Consider the following 20,785-nt stretch of genomic DNA (forward strand, 5'->3'; position numbering starts at 1 on the left):
GCGCGCGGCGAGCGCTGCGGAGGGGGCTCTCTGCTTTCGTCAATAAGCCGGAAACATGTCGCCCGAACCCCGGTTTCCGCTTTTCGGCATAGGGCTTGAGGCGGCACGACGGCGCCGCGAACGGCGCCGTCGTCATTTCGTGTCAGGCGGCAGGGATCGCCGCGCGGTCAACCCGCTTCAAGGCCGAGCTGTCCTTGCGGAAATTTGGCGATTTCGGCCGGATCGACGTTGAGGTGCTGAGCGACAAGCTCCGGCGGCGTACGCCTCAGCCAGTCGGAAACATCGACTTCCTGATAAACCGGAGCCTTGAAGATGGTCAAAAACTGCAGCTCGCCGGCGCCGGTGTTCTGAATGTAGTGGGCCTGGCTTTTCGGCACATATCCGACGTCGCCGGCTCTGAAATCGGCGGTCTGGGCGCGCGGTCCAGCATCATAGACCGTCATGCGGCCTTCGCCCTTGATCCAATATTGCCACTCGTCGGCGTTTGGATGCCAATGCATGCGGCGCAGCGCTCCGGGCTTTAGGGTCTCGAGCGCCGCGGTAATCGTTGTCGATACCTTGAACGTCCGGCTGTCCGCCAGATGGATGACGCCGGAGCGATTTTCCTTCACGGGCTTCGATCCGCTCAAGGAGAATGTGAAGGGGTTTGGCGGCGCCTCGCCGGAATTGACGGCGGCCTGATCAGCGGCGAGGGAGCCCGGCTCCTTGCCCTGAAAGATCCAGAGATCATGCAAGGGAATCGATTTGAAAGTCTCGGCGGGGACGCTGAAATTCTGGGCCAGAATGTCGGGCGGCGTATGCGCCATCAGATCGGTCAACAGGAGCGTATTGAATTCGGAAGCCTTCCCGTCGTCGAAGACGATGAGGAATTCGCATCCATCGGGACCAAGGCCCTGCAGCGAATGCGGTTGCCCGGCCGGGAAATACCAGATCTCGCCTTCCTTCACGTCCTGTACATAGGCTCGTCCCAGTTCATCGAGGACGGTGACGCGGCATGAGCCGTTGGTGATGAGGCCCCATTCAGCCGCAAGGTGCCAGTGAAGCTCGCGGATGCCGCCGGGACCAAGCCGCATGTTGACGCCAGATATTTCCTTGGAAATTGGAAAATTTTCCGCCGTCACTTCCCGGGCCCAGCCGCCGGCCTGAATGCGCTTGTGGGCGTTGTTGAAAGAGGACCAGAACATCGGCATGTCGCCGATGTCGGTCGGAGGCGGATTCTGAAACGAGGGAAACTGACTTTCGAGGGCTGGATTTTGGGGGCCGGGATCGGAAATCGCGCCCGGCGTCGAATTGATCGCGCCCTCGGCGGGCTCGTCCGGATTGCCGAAGGCGGCGGCGTTCGCCCCCGCCGCGGCGGCGACGGCGCCGCCAACGGCGCTGAGGGCGAGGAGCATACGGCGAGACAGGTGATCCATGTGGGAAGCTCCGGTTTGGTCGGGTGAAGGCAGGAGTCTGCGAGGAAGGTTCCATCATGTGAGGCGCCGCCCGAAGGCGCCATATCAAGGCTGTTCTGTGCGGCGCAGCCTGAGCGATTGAACGGGGGGAAGAAGCCGCAAGTCTTCCTCTCCGGGAATTTCATCGAAGCCATCGAACGTTTCTTGAACGATGGCCTCGATGCGCTCGATCTCATCGCCCTTCAATGGCGCAAATTCCCCTTCGCGCCTCTTTTTCGAAAGCGTACCTTTATTCTGCCGGATGAAAAGGAGGAGATCGTCAGCAACGCGGTCCGGCATTTCAACCGTATCCATGATCTGTCGCCGCACTTCGTCGTGGCGGCGCAGATAGTCGTGCAATCGAAATACCGGTACAGATCGGCGGTATCGTTCAGAACTTCGACATTGCAGTCAAGACGCGGTCGAAAATCAATATTTTTCGTCGAGTTTCATGCTTAAGGGACACCGCACGTCGAAAAATGGCTCAAAATCAGCGCCTGCCGGAAGTCGGCGCGCTGGCCTCGATCTTGCTTCTGTGGACCGGCGCGCATCGGAGGCCCAACGCTTCCGCTGCGGATAAAGAAGCGCAAGGTTGTCGCAGCGTTTCAAGGTTGTCGCAGCGCTTGAAGCCGAGTCCGGCCCGCGCCGGTCGAGCGCATTGGCCGGTCGAAAACAGCCGAGGCGGGGTGGTTTTCTTTTGACCTCTATGAAGTCCATACAGCGCATTGTCCCGCGGCGGCGTCAGTATAATCAATGGGTCGCTAATGAAACCCTTGAGGATTACGCGCTGCGCTTCACGCCGGTGCGCGCCCGCAAAAGCATGTTCCGCGTGGCCAATACGGCCCTTGGCGCCATTTCCTTTCTCGCCTGCGAGGCGATCGGCGGCGCGGTCACACTGACTTTCGGCTTCTCCAACGCCGTGGCCGCGATCATTGCGGTCAGCGCGCTGATGTTCGCGTGCGGCGTGCCCATCGCCTATTACGCCGTCAAATTCGGAGTCGATATCGACCTTCTGACCCGTGGCGCGGGCTTCGGCTATCTCGGCTCGACCCTCACGTCGCTGGTCTATGCCTCATTCACGTTTCTTCTGTTCGCGATCGAGGCCAGCATCATGTCGGCGGCGCTGCAGATGTGTTTCGGCATTCCATTGCCGATCGCGCATGTCGTCAGTTCATTGATCGTCATCCCCATTGCAGCGCATGGCATCCGCCGCATCAGCCAGATGCAGCTCGCAACGCAGCCGATCTGGCTCATCTTGCAGTTTTCGCCCCTGCTTTACCTCGCGCTGAACGGCGCCGGCGCTGTCACCGGCTGGACAGCATTTCACGGCGCCACCGGAAACCCGGACGGCTCGATCAGCTTCCTGCAGTTCGGCGCCGCGGCCTCGATGCTGATGTCTCTCCTGCCGCAGATCGGCGAGCAGGTCGATTATCTGCGCTTTATGCCCGATCGCAAAAACACGAGCGCGCTCGCCTGGTGGAGCGCGGTCATCGCAGCAGGTCCCGGATGGGTCGCGATGGGCGCCTTCAAGCTCTTGATGGGCTCCTTTCTGGCCTATCTGGCGCTGACTCGCGGCGTGCCGATCGATCGCGCCGCGCAGCCGGCCGAACTCTACCATCTCGTTTTCCTCGACCTGTTTCATTCACCAACTTTGGCCCTCGCGTTGACAGGCCTTTTCGTCGTGGTCTGTCAGACGAAAATCAATGTAACCAATGCTTACGCGGGCTCGATCGCCTGGTCGAATTTCTTTTCGCGTCTGACCCACAGCCATCCGGGCCGCGTCGTGTGGCTCGTCTTCAACGTTTTGCTCGCCTTGCTGTTGATGGAAGTCGGCGTTTTCCGCGCCATCGAGAGCATACTCGCCCTCTACGCCAATTTCGCCGTCGGCTGGATCGGCGCCTTGACCGCCGATCTCGTCGTCAACAAACCTTTGGGGTTGAGCCCGCCTCATATCGAATTCAAACGCGCGCATCTTTATGACGTCAATCCGGTCGGCGTCGGTGCGATGGCGATTTCGGTGTTCGTCTCGACGCTCGTTTTTCTTGGCGCATTTGGTCAGGCGCCTCGCCCTTTGAGCCCCTTCATCGGCCTCATCATCGCCTTTCTCGCGGCTCCTCTCATCGCCTTTATCACGAAAGGCGGCTATGCGATCGCGCGCGCGGACACGGAGCTGGAGCAGCGTCGCGGCGAGATCTGCTGTTCAATCTGCGAAAATCCGTTCGAGCGCAGCGACATGGCCTATTGCCCGGCCTATGGCGGGCCGATCTGCTCTCTTTGCTGCACATTGGAGGCGCGCTGCCATGACATGTGCAAGCCCGGCAAGCGCTTGAACGATCAGATCGGCCGCGCCATCGACGCCCTGCTGCCGAGGCGAGCGGCGGCGTTCTTCAAGACCCGCATGGGTCAGTTTCTTGGCGTCCTGTTTCTGTTCAACGGCGTCATCGCCTATCTCCTCGCCCAGATCTATGTCGCCTACGGCGCCGTCGCCATCGCTGAGCGCCCGGTCATTGGAACGACATTATGGATCGTCTTCTGGGCGCTCCTCATTCTCTCCGGCGTCGCTGCGTGGCTGCTGGTGCTGGCCCACGAAAGCCGGCGCGCGGCGGAAGATGAATCCAAACGTCAGGCGTCGACGCTGATGGAGGAAATCGAGGCGCATAAGGATACGCACGCCGCTTTGCAGAAAGCCAAGGAAGCGGCCGAGGCGGCCAATGTCGCAAAAAGCAGATACATCGTTGGGCTAAGCCATGAGATCCGCACACCGCTGAACTCCATCTTCGGCTACGCTCAGTTGCTGGAGCGAACGCCATCGGAAAACGCGGGCGACGGCATCCGCGTCATCCGGCGCAACGCCGAGCATTTGGCGAGCCTCGTCGATGGTCTGCTCGACATTTCTCGCATTGAAAGCGGCGTGCTTCGGCTCAATCGGGACAAGGTCCGGCTCGTCGAGTTCCTGGACCAGATCGTCGAAATGTTCCGCCCGCAGGCCGAAGCCAAAAACATTCGCTTCCTTTACGCGCGCCCGGATCACTTGCCGACCTATGTTCACACGGACGTCAAGCGATTACGGCAAATCCTCATCAATCTGCTCTCGAATGCGATCAAATACACCGAAGAAGGCCACGCGGCGTTACACATCCGTTACCGCAATCAGGTGGCGGAAATCGAAGTCTCCGACACGGGACTTGGCATTCGCGCCGATGATATCGAATCGATTTTTGAACCCTTCGAGCGCGGCCAGATGCCGAAGGCGCGCGCACTGCCCGGAACGGGCCTTGGCCTCACCATCGCAAAGCTGTTGACGCACGTCATGGGCGGAGAAATTTCCGTTGAGAGCGCGCCGGGCGCCGGCAGCACATTTCGCGTCCGGCTCCTGTTGGCGGAAGCGATGCATTCCGCGGAGGTCGGTCCGACCCAACGCCAGATCCGCGGCTACGCCGGACCGCCGCAAAAAATCCTTTTGGTCGACGATGATTTGAACCATCTGGATTTTGTTCAGCGCGTCCTGCGTCCGCTCGGCTTCATCCTGCTGGTGGCGAAGGACGGTGGCTCGGCCTTGCAACTGGCCTCGGAAATCGAGCCTGATCTCGCGCTGCTCGACATTTCTATGCCTGGACCAAACGGATGGGAGGTGGCTGAAGCATTGCGGAGCAAGTCGGCGCGCCTGAAGATCATCATTATTTCAGGCAATGTGCATGATTATAGAGATGGCGGACAGAGCGGCGGCCCGCACCATGATTTCCTTGTCAAGCCGCTCGATATCCAGCAAATGCTGGAATCGATCCAGGCGCATCTTGGACTGAAATGGATCCATGATGAACCCGCTGACGCTCCGGCGCACGCCGTCGCGCTCGAGATTCCCCCCGGCGTTTATCGGCGTCTCGATGAACTTCTGCAATTGGGACGAATTGGATATGTGCGGGGGATCGGAGCAGAGCTGAAGGAGTGGGAGAGCGTTGAACCCGAAGCGGCGCCCTTTATTGCAAGCCTGCGCGCAATGGTTCAACGCTTTGATCTGAAAAAGTACATGGATACTTTGAAAGCGATCAAGCACGATGGATGAGGCGCCGAACCGCCGCGACAAAATCCTGACGGTCGACGACACGCCGGACACGCTCGCGTTTTTGACGGAGGCGCTCGAGACGGCGGGCTTGACGGTTTTTGCGGCGCTCGACGGAGAGAGCGCGCTAGGCCTGCTTCACGAGATCATGCCGGACCTCGTTCTCATGGACGCCGCCATGCCGGGTATGGACGGCTTCGAGACCTGCCGCCGCATCAAGCAGGAGCCGCATTTCTCGCATCTGCCGGTCATCTTCATGACGGGCTTGAGCGAAACCGAACATGTGCTTCATGGCCTGGCCTGCGGCGGCGTCGATTACGTCACCAAGCCGATCGTCGTCGATGAATTGCTCGCGCGCATCAAGGTCCATCTCGCCAACGCCCGGATTGCCTATAGCGCGCGAACGGCGCTCGACGCCACCGGCCGCTGCCTCATCGCGACGGACGAGGCTGGCGCGCTGTTATGGTGCACGCCGCAAGCCGAGCGGATGCTCGCCGGCGGGCTTTTGGATGGCCCCCGGCTCGATGGCGCAATGGCCGCGCGGCTTAGCCATCTTCGTCAGGATGCCTCGACCGGCGCCAAAAGCGTCACCTTGCAGCTTGGCGATCGAAGGATCGAATGTCTTTATTTGAGCCGCACGGGCCCCAATGAATTTCTCTATCGCCTGAATGAAGCCAATCAGAGCGATGGAGCGCAGCTTTTGAAAGAAGCGATGACCCTCACCTCGCGCGAGGGCGAGGTTCTGGTCTGGCTCGCGGCCGGAAAATCGAACCGCGACATCAGCGCCATTTTGGGCATCAGCCCGCGCACGGTGAACAAGCATCTCGAACAGATCTTCCGGAAGCTTGGCGTCGAGAACCGCGCCGCCGCCGCGGCGATGGCGGTGCGAACGCTCTCCGCCCGCCTGTAGCGCGACGGGGCTATATGTTGACAAGATGCGCGACGTCGGCGGCGGTCTCATCCCGCGTGCTGCCCTGGCGAATGAGATGGCCTCGCTGCATGACGCTATAGTGGTCAGCAAAGGACCACGCGAAATCGAGATATTGCTCGATGATCACGATGGTCACCTTGAGCTCGCGCCGGATGCGCCGCAGCGCGTCCTCGATCTGCTGCACGACATTGGGCTGAATGCCTTCCGTCGGCTCGTCGAGAAGCAACAGGCTCGGCCGTCCGCAAAGCGCCCGCCCGATGGCGAGTTGCTGTTGTTCGCCGCCGCTGAGCACGCCGGCCTTGCGGGCCTTGATCTGATTGAGTTTGGGGAACAGATCATAGATGTGATCGGGGATGGCGCCGATCGCCTGTCCGCGCCCGGCCAGCGCAGACAAGCCGGTTTCGAGGTTTTCCTCCACCGTCAGATGCGGGAAGATGTGGCGCCCCTGCGGCACGAGGCCGATCCCTTTGCGGGCGCGTTCATAGGATTGCAGTTTTGAAATATCCTCGCCCTTGAACCAGATCGAGCCGCTCGTTAAGCGCAACGCGCCGATGATGGTCTTGAACAGGGTGGTCTTTCCAACCCCGTTGCGCCCGATGAGTGCGACCGCTCCGCCGTCCTCGATGTCGAGGTCGATGTCCCAGAGGACCTGACTTTGGCCGTAGGCGGCGGCGACATGGTCGAGCTTCAGAAGGACGCTCATTCGGCCGCCCGCCCCAGATAGACGGCCGCGACCTCGGGGTCCTTGCGGATCTCGGCGACGCTGCCTTCTTTCAGGAACTGCCCCATATGCATGACAGTCACCCTCCCGTTCAATTGTTCGATGAAGCTCATATCGTGATCGATCACCAGCACTGCGTGCCGGCCTTGCAGCCCGCGAATGAGATCAGCCGTGCGGCTGGTTTCTGCCGGACCCATTCCAGCCGTCGGCTCATCGAGCAGAAGAAGATCGGCGTCGGTCGCCACCACCATGCCGATTTCGAGCCATTGCTTTTCGCCATGCGCCAATTCGCCCGCGAGGATGTGGCTGCGGTCGGCGAGGCCGATGGTCTCAAGGATCTCATCGACCTTTTCGCGTTCTTCCACGGCCTCGGCGACGCCAAACGAGCGCCACCACCGGCGATCCTTTTGAGCGGCGATCAGAAGGTTGTCGAGAACGCTCAAAGACGGCAGAACGCCGGGCGTCTGAAATTTGCGGCAAATGCCGCGCCGGACAATCTCGAACTCCGGTAATTGCGTGATGTCCTCGCCCTTGAACACCACGCGCCCGTCGGTCGCCCGCACGCGGCCTATGATCGTATCGCACAAGGTCGATTTGCCCGCCCCATTCGGGCCGATCACGACGCGAAGCGATCCGCGATCAATCGTCAGGCTGAACCCGTTGAGAGCCTTGAAGCCGTCGAAGTCGACCGTGACGCCGTCAACCGCCAGCAGCAGATGCGGCTCCGTTAGCAAGGGAGCGAGATCGGACATGGGCTAACTCTCCACGCGCGCGACAGGGTTGGAGGCGACGGGCGTGATGGGCCGGCGGCGGCTCAACCGCGACGTCCAGCCCGAGCCCAAACCGGCGAGGCCCTCGGGCAGCAGCGTCACGACAAGGACAAAGACAAGGCCAAGAGCGTAAAGCCAGAGGCTCGGCAAGGCGCTGCTGATCTGATCCTTCGCGAAATTCACCAGAAGCGTGCCGGCGATGGCGCCCCAAAGGCTCTTGCGTCCGCCGATCGCCACCCAGATCACCATTTCGATCGATGGCACCACCCCGACGAGCGCCGGCGAGATCACACCTGCGTGCAGCGTGAACAGGGCGCCGGCGACACCGGCGAGGACCGCGCTCAGCGTGAAGGCGACGACTTTATAGGGAGCTGGATCATAGCCGAGGAATCTGACCCGGTTCTCGCCATCGCGCGTCGCGCGCAAAAGCTTGCCGAAGCGCGACGACAGCAGCCAATGAACGCCCGCGAATGATGCGATGAGCAAAAGCAATGTCGCCCAATAGAGGCCGCGTATTGTTCCCGGAGAGCCGAGATCGAGGCCGAAAAAGGTCTGGAAGTCGGTAAGGCCGTTGAACCCGCCGGTCGATTGCTGCTGACTGACCAGCAAGGTCGCAAAGCACAGCGCCAGCGCCTGTGTAATCAGGGCGAAATAAACGCCGCCGACGCGCCGGCGAAACACGAGCCAGGAGAAGAGCGCGGCGAATATGCCGGGCACAAGGATGACGCCCATTACGGCGAAGAACGAATTGCCGAAAGGCTCCCACCACCAGGGCAAAGCGTCGCGCCCGCTCCAGCTCATGAAATCAGGGATTTCCCCGGGCCCCAAAGCGGCGAGCTTCAAATTCATCGCCAGCGCATATCCGCCAAGGCCAAAGAACACGCCCTGTCCCAAACTCAACACGCCGGCCTCGCCCCACAGCAGCACGAGGCCGATTGCGAGAATGGAAAGGGCAAGAAAACGGCCAAGAAGCGTAAGCTCATAGGCCGAGATCAGCCACGGGGCCAGAAACGCGAGCCCGATCACGCCGATCGTCAGAAAGCGGCCGATGAGAGGAAGCTGTTTATTCATCATTCTGCTCCGCGGTTTCGGGGCGTCAACTGTCCAGCGCCCTCGACCGGACGGCGATGACTCCTTGCGGCCGGAATTGAATGAATGCGATGACGAAAACGAGCACGAGCACCTGCGACATGCTGACGTCGACGAAGATCTGAACAAGCGCCGAAAACAGGCCGATCATGATCGAGGCGATGGTGGTTCCGACAAGGCTGCCAAGGCCGCCGAGGATCACGACGAGAAAGGCCGGCACGATGTAGCTTTGTCCAACGTTTGGCGTGACGGGGCCAAGCAAGGCGAGGACCACGCCGGCAAGGCCGGCGATGCCGGCGCCGAGGCAGAACACCAATAAATCGACCTGGCGAACATTGATGCCGGCGGCGCCAGCCATGAAGCGGTCCTGATTGACCGCGCGCACGAGCAGGCCGAGCCTGCTGCGCGCCATCAGGACGCTGAGCGCCGCTAAAACCACGATGGCGACGAACAGAATGAATATGCGCGTCGCCGGCAGGTTGAGACCGGCGAGAAGGCCGCTCTCGACGCGAAACGAATGGTCGAGCCATGCGGGCGCCGTGACGCCGACGCCGATCGCGCCGAAAATGTTGCGCGCCGCCTGTTGTAGAATGAGGCTGACGCCCCAGGTCGCCAGCAAAGTATCGAGGGGGCGCGAGGCCAGACGGTGAATGACCGTCATCTCGATCACGGCGCCGACCAGCGCCGCGCCGAGAAATGCGATCGGCATGGCGACGATGATGCCGAGCGGGCCGGGAATGGCGATAAGCGTCAGATAAGCGAGATAGCCCCCAAGCATCAGCATCTCGCCATGGGCCATGTTGATGACGCGCATCAGACCAAAACTCAGCGCGAGCCCCAGCGCCGCCAGCACGAACAACGAGGCGACGCTGAATCCGTTGAAGATTTGTCCGACGAAAAGCGTGTAGGCGCCCATGGGACATGCCTTTCAGAAAAGAGAGGCGCTCTCGACGCTGCGAAAGCGCTTCTTTCAGGTCTGATTCAGAGTTCGCATTTTTTGCCGGGGAAGGCGACCGGATCATAGGGATCGGGAGCAATCAGATCCTTCGATTGCCAGATGATCTTGAACTGCCCCGCCGGATCGAGCTGGCCGACATAGGCCTTTTGATACAGGCTCTGGTTCTTGGCGAATTTGACGGCTCCCATCGGCGTGTCGGGAAGCTCAAGATCGACCGCGGCTTTTCTGACTTTGTCGACATCGAAACTGCCCGCCTTCTCGACGGCCGCTTTCCAGATGTAGACATCTACATAGCCGTGGACCATCGGGTCGGTGACGGCCGCGCCCGCGCCGAACTTCTTTTGGTAGTCGGCGACGAACTTCTTGTTGGCGTCATTGGTGAAGCTCTGAAAATAGTTCCAGCCGGCGTAGCTTCCCTCGACCAGGGACGGACCCATGGCCTGGGCCTCCTGCTCGCCGATGCTGAAGGACATCACCGGAAGCTTGATGCCGGCCGCCGCCATCTGCTTGAAGAAGGAGACATTGCTGTCGCCGTTCAGCGTGCTGTAGACGACGTCCGGATTGGCGGCCTGAATCTTGGCGATCACCGCGCTGAAATCCGTGCCGCCGAGAGGCACATATTCTTCTCCCGCGGTTTTCAGCTTGTCCATCGCGATGTGCTTCTTGAGTATCAGATTGGCGGTGCGCGGAAAAACATAGTCGGAGCCGACCAGGAAGAAGTTTTTATAGCCCTTCTCCTTGCCCCAGTCGTAGGCGGGGACAATCTGCTGGTTCGGCTGCGCGCCGGAATACATGATGTTGGGCGAGCATTCATTGCCTTCAAACTGCACGGGATACCACAGCAGGCTCTTCAGGCGCTGGAACACCGGCAGCATGGCTTTGCGGCTGGCGGAGGTCCAGCCTCCAAACACGGTCACGACGCCGCCGTCCTGCACCAGCTTCGTCGCCTTTTGCGCGAAGATCGCCGGATCGGAAGCCCCGTCCTCTACAATGGGAATGATCTTCTTGCCGAGAACGCCGCCGGCGGCGTTGATTTCGTCAATCGCCATCATTTCGGCGTTCTTCACCGTGACTTCGCTGATCGCCATCGTGCCGCTCAAGGATTGCAGCACGCCGACTTTGACGGAATCTTCCGCGTAGGATGGCGCCGACAGCATGGTCGCGGCGAGCAGTGCGGTGGAAATCTTGGCGACAGGCCGCTTTATCAGCTTCATTCAGATCCCCTCGGATAGGCTCGATTGATGTCGCGGTCGGCGGCTCAGCAAACCACCGCGATGGCGACGCGCAACCCTAGGAGGTTATCTGAAGAGGCGGTATGGGGCGTTCGACGTATCCGCCCACGCTTGGCGCGAGGGCGCGTCAGCGCTCAGGACCGCGAGAGACCGCCCTTGCTCTCGATGAAGGCGACGATTTCAGCGACGCCCTTGTCAGCCTTGAGATTGGTGAAGAGAAACGGCCGCGCACCGCGCATCCGGCGCGAATCCCTGTCCATGACGTCCAGCGACGCGCCGACGAGTGGCGCGAGGTCGATCTTGTTTATGACGAGCAGGTCGCTGCGCGTGATGCCGGGACCGCCTTTGCGCGGAATCTTGTCGCCCGCGGAAACGTCGATCACATAGATCGTCAGATCGGCCAGCTCCGGGCTGAAGGTCGCCGCCAGATTATCGCCGCCACTTTCGATGAAGATGACGTCGAGACCGGGAAATCGCGCGTTCATCGACTGGATCGCCGCGAGATTGATCGAGGCGTCCTCGCGGATCGCTGTGTGCGGACAGCCCCCCGTTTCGACGCCCATGATGCGCTCAGGCGCGAGCGCGGCCGAACGCGTCAGAAATTCAGCGTCCTCCTTGGTGTAGATGTCGTTGGTGATCGCCGCGATGTTCCAATCATCGCGCATCGCCTTGCAGAGCCTATCGGTCAAAGCGGTTTTGCCGGAGCCGACCGGGCCGCCGATGCCGACGCGGAGCGGGCCATTTGGTGAATTCATGATCGAAACAGCCTTGTGTACTGGGTTTCATGGCGCATGGAGTAGATCTCGATCACGGGCGCGGCGGCTCCAACTTCGCTGAGGTCAGACTGCGCCGCGCGCTTTGCGATCGCCGCGATCCTTGGCGTCATCGCGGCGATGGCGCGCTGGCCATCCGTTTGACCCAAAGGCACAAGCCGAACCCCGGCCGAAACAAGATTGGCGGCGATGGCGTGGCCGAGCGCCATCAGCATGGGCGGCAGCGGGACGCATCGCGCGCAGACGGCGCCAACCGCGACAGGATAGACAAGGCCTTCTGGATGAGCCTTTGCGAAAGCATCGAACGCCGCGTTCGGCCACGCCGCGCATGTGGTCGAGGCAAAAGCCGCGCCTTGCTGCGAAGACTCGAGCGCGAATTCGCTCGTCGGGCGCAGGGCCATTGCCAGTTCCGCGACATGATCCAATTCGTCCAGCCGGCCGCCCCTCATCGCGCGCCACGCCGCGGCCGCGAGAACGAGATCCGACCATCCGGCGCCGAGTTCGAGAACGGCGCAGACATATTCGACGAGATCGGGCAGCGCGCGAATTTCACCGGTCTCGACCGCCCATTCGAGGCCGTGGCTATAGCTATAGGCGCCGACCGGATAGGATGGCGAAAGCCAGGTCGCGAGCGCCAGCAGCCAGTCGGCGCCGTCATCCATGGGAGTGATCGTGGCGGCCTCCATGCGCGCCATGCGCGTGCGCGTCGTCATCGTGATGATGGTGGTCATGTGAATGTCCGCCGCCATAGGCGCCTTGCTCGGGCGAAAAGGGGCGCAGGGCTGTGCGGCATTCGGCGCCAAGACCGATCAACATTGCCTCGATCACATGGTCCTGGCGGATCAAAATGACATCGCCGAGGATCTGCACCGGCAGATGCCGATTGCCGAGATGATAAGCAAGCTGCGCCAAGCTGGACGCTCCGGCCCTTACCTCCAAAAGCGGCTCGGGCGCGGCGACGACGCGAACGATTCCGCCCGACGCGAGGGCGAGGCCGTCGCCTTCCGCGAGGCGCGCCGCCTGCGGCAGATCGAGGAGAAATTCGCCGCCGTCGCCGTCCATGCTGAGACGAATGCGACGGCGATGCCGGTCGTCCCAGCAAAGCGTCACCGCCCCAACCTCATGCGAGGCGGGCCAGCTTCGCGCGGGAAAAACGGAGGTTGCGCGGCGCGGCTCTGACATATCAAAACAGAAAGTAGCGCTGCGCCATGGGCAGCTCTTCGGCGGGCTCGCATGTCAACAAAAGGCCGTCGGCGCGCACCTCATAAGTTTCGGGATCAACCTCGATGACCGGCGTCGCGTCATTGAGGATCATGCTCTTTTTGGAAATTCCGCTCCGCACGTTGCGCACCGCCTCCAGCGGCCGGGAGAGGCCGTAGCGCGAGGCGATCCCATGCTCGATGGAAAGCGCGCTGACGAACAGCAGGCTCGATTCGGTGAGGCTTCGGCCGAAAGCTCCAAACATCGGCCTGTAGTGCACTGGCTGAGGCGTCGGAATGCTGGCGTTGGGATCGCCAATCGCCGCCGCCGCGATGACGCCGCCCTTTAGAACCAGATCCGGCTTGACGCCGAAGAACGCCGGAGACCACAGCACGAGGTCGGCCAGCTTGCCGACCTCGACGGAGCCGACGACATGCGAGACGCCGTGTGCGATCGCCGGGTTGATCGTATATTTCGCGATGTAGCGCCGCGCGCGGAAATTGTCGTTGCCGGGCGCATCCTCGGGCAGCGAGCCGCGCTGGCGCTTCATTTTGTCGGCGGTCTGCCAGCATCTGATGATGACTTCGCCGACGCGGCCCATCGCCTGGCTGTCGCTTGAAATCATCGAGAGCGCGCCAAGATCATGCAGAATGTCCTCGGCCGCGATGGTCTCCTTACGGATGCGGCTCTCGGCGAAGGCGATGTCCTCAGGGATGCGCGGATCGAGATGATGGCAGACCATCAGCATGTCGAGATGCTCGTCCAGCGTGTTGACCGTGAAGGGCCGCGTCGGGTTGGTTGACGACGGCAAAACATTCAATTCGCCAGCGAGTTTGATGATGTCAGGCGCGTGCCCGCCGCCCGCGCCTTCGGTATGAAAGGCATGGATCGTGCGGCCCTTGAAGGCGGCGATCGTCGTCTCGACGAAGCCGCTCTCGTTCAGCGTGTCGGAATGGAGCGTCGCCTGGACGTCGAGTTGATCGGCGACGGAAAGACAGCAATCGATGGCGGCGGGCGTCGTGCCCCAGTCCTCATGCAGTTTCAGACCGCAGGCGCCGGCCGACACCATCTCGATGAGGGCATCAGGTTTGCTCGCATTGCCCTTGCCGAAAAAGCCGAGATTCATCGGCAAGCCTTCGGCGGCCTGCAGCATCCGCATCATGTGCCAGGGTCCCGGCGTGCAGGTCGTCGCCTTGGTTCCCTCCGCGGGACCCGTGCCGCCGCCCAACATGGTCGTCACGCCGCTATAGAGCGCCTCCTCGATCTGCTGCGGCGCGATGAAATGGATATGCGCGTCGATGCCGCCGGCGGTCAGTATCTTTCCCTCGCCAGCGATAATCTCCGTCCCGGGGCCGATGATGATCGTGACGCCCGGCTGAATATCGGGATTGCCGCCCTTGCCGATCGCGGCGATGCGGCCGTCCTTCAATCCGACGTCGGCTTTCACCACCCCTGTATGATCGAGAATCACGACATTGGTGATGAGCGTGTCGACGGCGCCTTCGGCGCGCGAGCGTTGACTTTGCCCCATCCCGTCGCGAATGACCTTGCCGCCGCCGAATTTCACTTCCTCGCCATAGATGGTGTGGTCGCGTTCGACCTCGATCAGCAATTGCGTGTCGGCAAGGCGGATCTTGTCTCCGATGGTCGGGCCAAACATGCCTGAATAGGCCCGCCGGCTGATCGTGACGGGCATGTCATTCGTCTCCAAGCTTGTTCATGACGGCTCCGGTAAAGCCCCAGATTTCGCGCGCGCCGGCATAAGGGATAAGCCTCACTTCGCGGGACTGGCCGGGTTCGAAGCGGACGGCGGTTCCGGCCGGAATGTCAAGCCGCATGCCGAGCGCCTTTTTCCGGTCGAATGAGAGCGCTGCGTTCGTCTCGGCGAAATGATAGTGGGAGCCGACCTGGATCGGACGGTCCCCGACATTCGACACGGCAAGCGCAATGGCGGCGCGGCCGGCGTTGAGCACAATGTCGCCGGCGGCGGGAATGATCTCGCCCGGGATCATCGAATGGGCTCATGCACGGTGACGAGCTTCGTTCCGTCGGGAAAGGTCGCCTCCACCTGAATTTCAGGGATCATTTCTGCGATGCCCTCCATCACCTGTTCGCGTCCGATCACTGTCCCGCCCTGCTCCATGAGAGCTGCGACGCTGCGCCCGTCGCGGGCGCCCTCCACCACGAAGTCGGTGATGATCGCGACGGCCTCGGGATAATTGAGCTTTACGCCGCGCTCGAGACGGCGGCGCGCCACGATCGCCGCCATGGCGATCAGGAGCTTGTCTTTTTCTCTTGGAGTCAGATTCATGCGTTCTCCCAGCAGACCGATCCGGCCATCGATTTGTGAAGCTCCTCGGCGAAGGAAAACGAAGCGGCCCGCAATTGCGCCTCGTCGTCGTTCAAGAAGCGCGCGAGCAGAACGCCGTTGACGAGCGTCGCGCCTCCGCCGAGCCGCGCCGCCGCGTCTTGTGCGACAGGCAAAATCGATGCCGAATCCGGGCCAAAATAGATGATTGTGCCAAGGCCTGCTGAATCGCCGAAAGCGAAGCGCCGCGTCTTTTCAGCGAGGAAACCCTCGTCGAGACGCAGGCAATCCATCCATAGCAATTTACCGCGGCAGCGGATCGCCCAGTTGTCCCGCAATGAGCCGCAGGTGAACCGCTCGCCGCGAGCGATGCGCCCGAAGATCACGATCTCGGCTGCGAGAAACCTCGACGTTTCCGTCACCGAAACACACTGCCGGCGCCTGAGGCGGGCGCCGTCGAACAGAATCGTTTCCTGCGGCGTCCATGTCAGCTGCGCGCCCTCCGCGACGGCGAGATCGGTCGTGATGCGCGTCTCCTCGGTGAGGGAGCGATATATTTTCTCCGCCGCCTGCGTGGTGACCGTCAATCGCGCGCCTTCGCGCACTCCGATTTCACTCGAAATACGGTCGCCCTCGACAAGGCCGCCGCCCGTGTTGACGAGGATCGCCTCCATGAGGGACGCGTCCGCCGCTGACGGAAAGAAAGCGCGACAGGGCGCCTGTTGGCGGAGTTTGCTTAATCTCGTCGCTCCCGATTTCCGAACGACTTCGAAGGCAAGTCCGCCATCGGCGCGCTGAAACCGTGGCGAGGGCGTTTTGGAGCATGGCGAGATGTTGGAAGCTCCTGTGGCGCTGTCTCTCGAGTCCGCATTCAATAGCGCTCGGCAATGGGATCTATCAAGCCGCACCTTACCAACCGGACTCGTCTGCGGCGCAATACGCGCAATTGAGCATTGACAGGGTCTGCGGGCGCGTCGCCGGATCGGCCTTCCGCCTCATCCCGAAGCCTTTCCCAGGAGGTTGAGGACCAGCGCCGTGGCGGCGGTGCGGTTTTCGACTCCGAGTTTTGCGTAGACGTGCTCCAGATGCTTGTCGACCGTGCGCGTGCTCATCCCGAGGATTTCGGCGGCGTCCCGATTGGATTTCCCTCTGACGATCCAGGATAAGACTTCGAGTTCGCGCATCGTCAGTCGAAACGGCTCGAACAGGGCGGGGGGCAGCTCCTCGATTTCCTGCGGCGCGAGGCGCAATAAAAACTCATCGGGACCTATGCGGCCGACATAGGAAATGCGCACCGGGCCGGCTCTTAGCAGCGATAGCGTCGGTCCGTTCCGGCGACGGTCCGCGTCGCCTGCATTGCAGGCGGCGACCCAGTCGCGAATCTCGGCGGGGACGAGCAACCCCTTGTCGCCGTCGGCGATGAGGAACGTCTTTTCGGCCTGGGGCGTCAGCCACAACACATGGCCGTCCGCGTTCACCGCGAATAAATGTCGTCCCGACGCGTCGAGCGCCGCACGGGCGCTTTGGGCGACGCGGGCCGTCGCGAGATGGACGCGGATGCGCGCCAGCATTTCCTCGATGATCACGGGCTTCGTCACATAGTCGACGCCGCCAGCCTCAAGTCCTTTGACGATATGTTCGGTCTCGCTCAAACCCGTCATGAAGATAACCGGCACCTTGCGCAGCGCCGCATCGGTCTTGAGGCGCCGGCATGTCTCGAAGCCGTCGATGCCAGGCATCATCGCATCGAGCAGAATGACGTCCGGCAGCAGCCTTTGCGCGATCTTGATCGCGGAGGCGCCATCAAGGGCGACCATGACGGTCATGCCGGCCTTGTCGAGTGCGTCGGTCAGCAGCGACAGCGTCTCGGGCGAATCATCGACGACGAGGGCGACGTCACGCAACTGGCCATCATCGGTCATTGGCGTTCAACACATCGAGTTCAGCCATGTAGCGCGGCAGATCGCAGTTCTCGACGAGCTCGCGCAGCCGCTCGACGACCGGCCGCGCGTCCGGGTTTTCAGCCGCGATCTCATCGAGCTTGAACTGAATGCCGCGCACGAAGCCGAGCGCGCCGAGCTCCGTCAGATCAGCGAGATGATGCGCCGTCAGTTGCGCGGGCTCCAGCACGACTTCGGGAGCGGGCGTCGTTTCCTCAAGCTCCCAGGAAAGTCCGAGCAGGCTTTGCACGGCGTCGAGCAGCCGGCCAACGTCGATGGGCTTCATCAGGAAACCGTCGTGAACCGGCTCCACAGCGGCGGTGCGATGGGCGTCAATGGGATTGGCCGACAGCATCAGGATGGAGGCCTCGCGGTGGCCGCCTTCGCGCAGCTTCTCGGCCAGCATCCAGCCATTGAGGCCGGGCATCGAGACGTCAAGCAGAAACAGATCCGGGCGGCAGTGCTCGACGAGCGAGAGGCAGGTCACGCCGTCCGGCGCGCTCATCAGAATAAAGCCGAGCGGCTCCAGAATGTCGGCCATCAGGTCGCGATGCGAGTCGTCGTCATCGACGACCAGCACCGTGCACCGCGGCCCGGCGTAGCCCCTGACGCGGCGCGGCTCCGCGCCCGGAAGCCGCGGGTCCGTCACTTCGGAGAGAAGCAGCTTCACGTTGAACGCGCTACCCTTTCCGGGCGTGCTGCGCACTGTGATCTGGCCGCCCATGATGCCGGTCAGCAGCTTGGCTATGGTGAGCCCGAGGCCGGTGCCTGAATTTGGCTCTGTCTCTCCAATGGCGCCGCGCTCGAATGGCGCAAAGATGCGTTCGAGATCCTGTTCCCTGATGCCGGGCCCCGTGTCCACAATCTTGAATTCGGCGATCGGGCTCCGATAGGTCATGCTCAGGACGACGCCCCCCTCACGGGTGAACTTGATGGCGTTGGAAACGAGGTTGATCAAAATCTGCCGCAAACGCTTCTCATCCGAATAAACGACGACGGGCAGATTGGCGGGGCGTTCGATGTCGAAGGCGATGCCTTTGGTCTCGGCCTGTATCTTGAACATCTCGGCGAGCTGATCCAGAAACTCCGCCATGCGGACCTGGTCCCGTTCAAGGTGCAGACGGCCGGCTTCGATCTTCGCGACGTCCAGAAGACCATCGATCAAGCCGGCGAGGTGCCGCGCGCTTCGTTGCACCACGCGGATCTGATTGCGCGGCTTGTTTCCAAGATCCTGATTTTGTTCGAGAAGCTGAGTGTAGCCTAAAATCGCGTTGAGCGGCGTTCGAAGCTCGTGGCTGAGGCCCACGACATAGCGGCTCTTCGCCTCATTGGCGGCCTCGGCCGCCTCCTTTGCCTTTTGCAGCGCGGCGTCGGTGCGCCCATGCGCCTCGATTTCAGCCATCAGCAAACTCGCCTGCCGATTGAGCTCGGCTTCAGCGGCGCGAATGCTTTGCCCGGAAAGAACGAACAGCCAGGCCGCGACGCCAACCACGATCATGAGGGCGAAGAACACTTTCCACAGCACGTTCGCAACCAGCGTCTGGCCGATCTCCTGACCGCTCCCGCTCTCGAGATTGACGAGGCTCAAGATGACGGCGATCACTCCGACGGATAGTGCGAATACCCCGATATAACGCATGAACTGTGTGTCGAGCTGCGCGTGCAGGGCTTTCGGCAGAATGAGGCGTGCGAGCGCCTTCGCCTGCATGCCGACCCGCGCCTGCGGCTTGCACAGGTCATGGCAGCGCGCGTCGAGCGAACAGCACAGCGAGCAGATCGGGCCCGCGTAAGCCGGGCAGTGCGCCATGTCCTCCGGCTCGAAGGCATGTTCACAGATGCAGCACTTGATGTCGCCCTGAGCCTGCAGGCTCTGGCTTGGCTTGCGCGCCAGATAGAAGCGCCCGTGCGTCAGCGCCGCGATCAGCGGGGAAGCGGTGAAGCTGACGCCAAACGCCACGAAGATCGCCAGCGCATGGGCCGTCGCGCCCAAATAATTCAGCGATGCGGCGGCTGAGGCCGCGCAGGCGAGCAGCATGGCGCCGACGCCGACGGGATTGATGTCGTAGGAATGCGCCCTTTTGAATTCGATATAGGGAGGGCTGAGGCCGAGCGGCTTGTTGACGACGAGATCGGCGACCAGCGCGCCGACCCACGCCACGGCGACATTGGCGTAAAGGCCCAGCGTCTGCTCAAGGGTTTTGTAGACGCCAAGCTCCATCAGCAGGAGGGCGATGACGACGTTGAACACGAGCCAGACGACGCGGCCGGGGTGGCTGTGGGTCAGCCGCGAAAAAAAATTCGACCAGGCGATCGAGCCGGCATAGGCGTTTGTGACGTTGATCTTGATCTGTGCGAGCAAGACGAAAAGGCCGGTCACCGCCACCGCGACGGCGGGGTTCGGCAGCACATAGCCAAAGGCGGCGAGATAGAGATGCGTCGGGTCGCTCGCATCGGCGAATGCGATCCCTTGGCCGAGGGCGAAGGCCGCGAGGAAAGACCCGGCCAGCAGTTTGAGCGCGCCAATGACCACCCAGCCGGGTCCGGCCGATAGCAGCGCCAGCCACCAGGCCGTGCGCTGACCGGGCTTCTCGCGCGGCAAAAAGCGCAGAAAATCGACCTGCTCGCCGATCTGCCCGGCCAGCGAAAAGACAACAGCGGCGGCGGCTCCAAAGAGGGCGATGTCGAAGCCGCCCGAGGCCGGGCCGCGCTGTCCGGTGAAATGGGTCCATTGTGCGAAGGCGCCTGGCTGCAACAGCACGATGCCGATGAAGGGCAGCACCTGCAGCACAGCCCACAACGGTTGGGTCCACAGCTGAAAGCGGCTGATGAAGGTGATGCCGTGCGTTACCAGAGGGATGATGCCCAAGGCGGCGATCAGATAACCGACAGGCCGGGGCACGCCAAAGCACAAGTCGAGCGCGGTAGCGAGGATGACCGCCTCGATGGCGAAAAAGATGAAAGTGAAGGAGGCGTAGATCAAAGAGGTGATCGTTGAACCAAGATAGCCAAAGCCGGCGCCGCGCGTCAGAAGATCGATGTCAACGCCAAATTTCGCGGCGTAGAAGCAGATCGGCAGCCCGGCGGCCATCATCAGCGCGCAGACGACGAGAATGGCCGCGACGGCGTTGGTGAAGCCGTAATTCAACGTGATCGCGGCGCCGATCGCCTCAAGCGCCAGAAAGGATATTGCGCCGAGCGCCGTATTCGCGACGCGAAAAGACGACCAGCGGCGCGCGCTCTTGGCGGTGAAGCGCAGAGCATAATCTTCAAGAGTTTGGTTGGCCACCCACTGATTATACTGCCGCCGCACCCTGTCGATTCTTTGTAACCCGATCATTGACCAACCCTTGGCGCGCCGGAGACGTCGCCT

The 20,785-nt window shown here is 61.9% G+C and carries 18 protein-coding genes; 2 read left to right on the top strand and 16 right to left on the bottom strand.

All coding sequences use genetic code 11. The features are described 5' to 3' along the window. Window positions 1-167: 167 nt before the first annotated feature. Window positions 168-1,415: a cupin domain-containing protein gene (locus MPC4_RS06305; RefSeq protein ID WP_174511767.1), complete on the bottom strand. Its 1,248-nt coding sequence runs from the start codon at window positions 1,413-1,415 to the stop codon at window positions 168-170. A gap of 84 nt (window positions 1,416-1,499) precedes the next feature. Then, window positions 1,500-1,748: a hypothetical protein gene (locus MPC4_RS06310; protein ID WP_174511768.1), complete on the bottom strand. Its 249-nt coding sequence runs from the start codon at window positions 1,746-1,748 to the stop codon at window positions 1,500-1,502. Between the two features lie 391 nt (window positions 1,749-2,139). On the opposite strand from MPC4_RS06310, the gene MPC4_RS06315 reads away from it, so the two are divergent. After that, window positions 2,140-5,496 carry an ATP-binding protein gene (locus tag MPC4_RS06315; protein WP_174511769.1) on the top strand — a complete coding sequence of 1,119 codons (3,357 nt, stop codon included), beginning with the start codon at window positions 2,140-2,142 and terminating at the stop codon, window positions 5,494-5,496. Beyond that, window positions 5,489-6,403 (top strand): response regulator, encoded by a 915-nt coding sequence (locus MPC4_RS06320; protein WP_174511770.1) that lies wholly within the window; start codon window positions 5,489-5,491, stop codon window positions 6,401-6,403. Before MPC4_RS06315 ends, MPC4_RS06320 begins: the two co-directional genes overlap by 8 nt. Window positions 6,404-6,413: 10 nt before the next feature. Here the strand turns inward: MPC4_RS06320 and urtE are convergent, their stop codons facing one another. From urtE to MPC4_RS06390, 14 genes are all read right to left on the bottom strand, one after another. Further along, window positions 6,414-7,127, bottom strand: coding sequence for an urea ABC transporter ATP-binding subunit UrtE (urtE, locus tag MPC4_RS06325; RefSeq protein WP_134490216.1), 714 nt, complete (start codon window positions 7,125-7,127; stop codon window positions 6,414-6,416). Next, on the bottom strand, window positions 7,124-7,897 hold the full coding sequence (gene urtD / locus MPC4_RS06330) for an urea ABC transporter ATP-binding protein UrtD (RefSeq protein WP_134490214.1): 774 nt from the start codon (window positions 7,895-7,897) through the stop codon (window positions 7,124-7,126). Before urtD ends, urtE begins: the two co-directional genes overlap by 4 nt. 3 nt (window positions 7,898-7,900) lie before the next feature. Continuing rightward, window positions 7,901-8,986 carry an urea ABC transporter permease subunit UrtC gene (gene urtC / locus MPC4_RS06335; RefSeq protein ID WP_174511771.1) on the bottom strand — a complete coding sequence of 362 codons (1,086 nt, stop codon included), beginning with the start codon at window positions 8,984-8,986 and terminating at the stop codon, window positions 7,901-7,903. 25 nt (window positions 8,987-9,011) lie between these two features. After that, on the bottom strand, window positions 9,012-9,920 hold the full coding sequence (urtB, locus tag MPC4_RS06340) for an urea ABC transporter permease subunit UrtB (RefSeq protein WP_174511772.1): 909 nt from the start codon (window positions 9,918-9,920) through the stop codon (window positions 9,012-9,014). Window positions 9,921-9,985: 65 nt separating this feature from the next. Then, complete coding sequence (gene urtA, locus MPC4_RS06345) at window positions 9,986-11,176, bottom strand: urea ABC transporter substrate-binding protein (protein ID WP_174511773.1); 1,191 nt, start codon at window positions 11,174-11,176, stop codon at window positions 9,986-9,988. 152 nt (window positions 11,177-11,328) lie between these two features. Then, a complete protein-coding gene (ureG, locus tag MPC4_RS06350; protein WP_174511774.1) occupies window positions 11,329-11,949 on the bottom strand; it encodes an urease accessory protein UreG in 621 nt (206 codons plus the stop codon). Continuing rightward, complete coding sequence (locus MPC4_RS06355; RefSeq protein ID WP_244628883.1) at window positions 11,946-12,698, bottom strand: urease accessory protein UreF; 753 nt, start codon at window positions 12,696-12,698, stop codon at window positions 11,946-11,948. The genes ureG and MPC4_RS06355 overlap by 4 nt, the downstream gene beginning before the upstream one ends. Continuing rightward, a complete protein-coding gene (locus MPC4_RS06360; RefSeq protein ID WP_174511775.1) occupies window positions 12,622-13,149 on the bottom strand; it encodes an urease accessory protein UreE in 528 nt (175 codons plus the stop codon). The genes MPC4_RS06355 and MPC4_RS06360 overlap by 77 nt, the downstream gene beginning before the upstream one ends. Window position 13,150: 1 nt before the next feature. Continuing rightward, window positions 13,151-14,863 carry an urease subunit alpha gene (ureC, locus tag MPC4_RS06365; RefSeq protein ID WP_174511776.1) on the bottom strand — a complete coding sequence of 571 codons (1,713 nt, stop codon included), beginning with the start codon at window positions 14,861-14,863 and terminating at the stop codon, window positions 13,151-13,153. A gap of 1 nt (window position 14,864) precedes the next feature. Next, on the bottom strand, window positions 14,865-15,179 hold the full coding sequence (locus MPC4_RS06370) for an urease subunit beta (RefSeq protein ID WP_174511777.1): 315 nt from the start codon (window positions 15,177-15,179) through the stop codon (window positions 14,865-14,867). After that, entirely contained in the window at window positions 15,176-15,478 is a 303-nt protein-coding gene (locus MPC4_RS06375) for an urease subunit gamma (RefSeq protein ID WP_134490200.1), read from the bottom strand. Before MPC4_RS06375 ends, MPC4_RS06370 begins: the two co-directional genes overlap by 4 nt. After that, window positions 15,475-16,149: an urease accessory protein UreD gene (locus MPC4_RS06380; RefSeq protein WP_174511778.1), complete on the bottom strand. Its 675-nt coding sequence runs from the start codon at window positions 16,147-16,149 to the stop codon at window positions 15,475-15,477. The genes MPC4_RS06375 and MPC4_RS06380 overlap by 4 nt, the downstream gene beginning before the upstream one ends. Before the next feature lie 321 nt (window positions 16,150-16,470). Continuing rightward, a complete protein-coding gene (locus tag MPC4_RS06385; RefSeq protein ID WP_174511779.1) occupies window positions 16,471-17,397 on the bottom strand; it encodes a response regulator transcription factor in 927 nt (308 codons plus the stop codon). Continuing rightward, window positions 17,387-20,752, bottom strand: coding sequence for an ATP-binding protein (locus MPC4_RS06390; RefSeq protein WP_174511780.1), 3,366 nt, complete (start codon window positions 20,750-20,752; stop codon window positions 17,387-17,389). The genes MPC4_RS06385 and MPC4_RS06390 overlap by 11 nt, the downstream gene beginning before the upstream one ends. Between the last annotated feature and the right edge of the window lie 33 nt (window positions 20,753-20,785).

Source organism: Methylocella tundrae (genome assembly GCF_901905185.1).
Taxonomy (GTDB): Bacteria; Pseudomonadota; Alphaproteobacteria; order Rhizobiales; family Beijerinckiaceae; genus Methylocapsa; species Methylocapsa tundrae.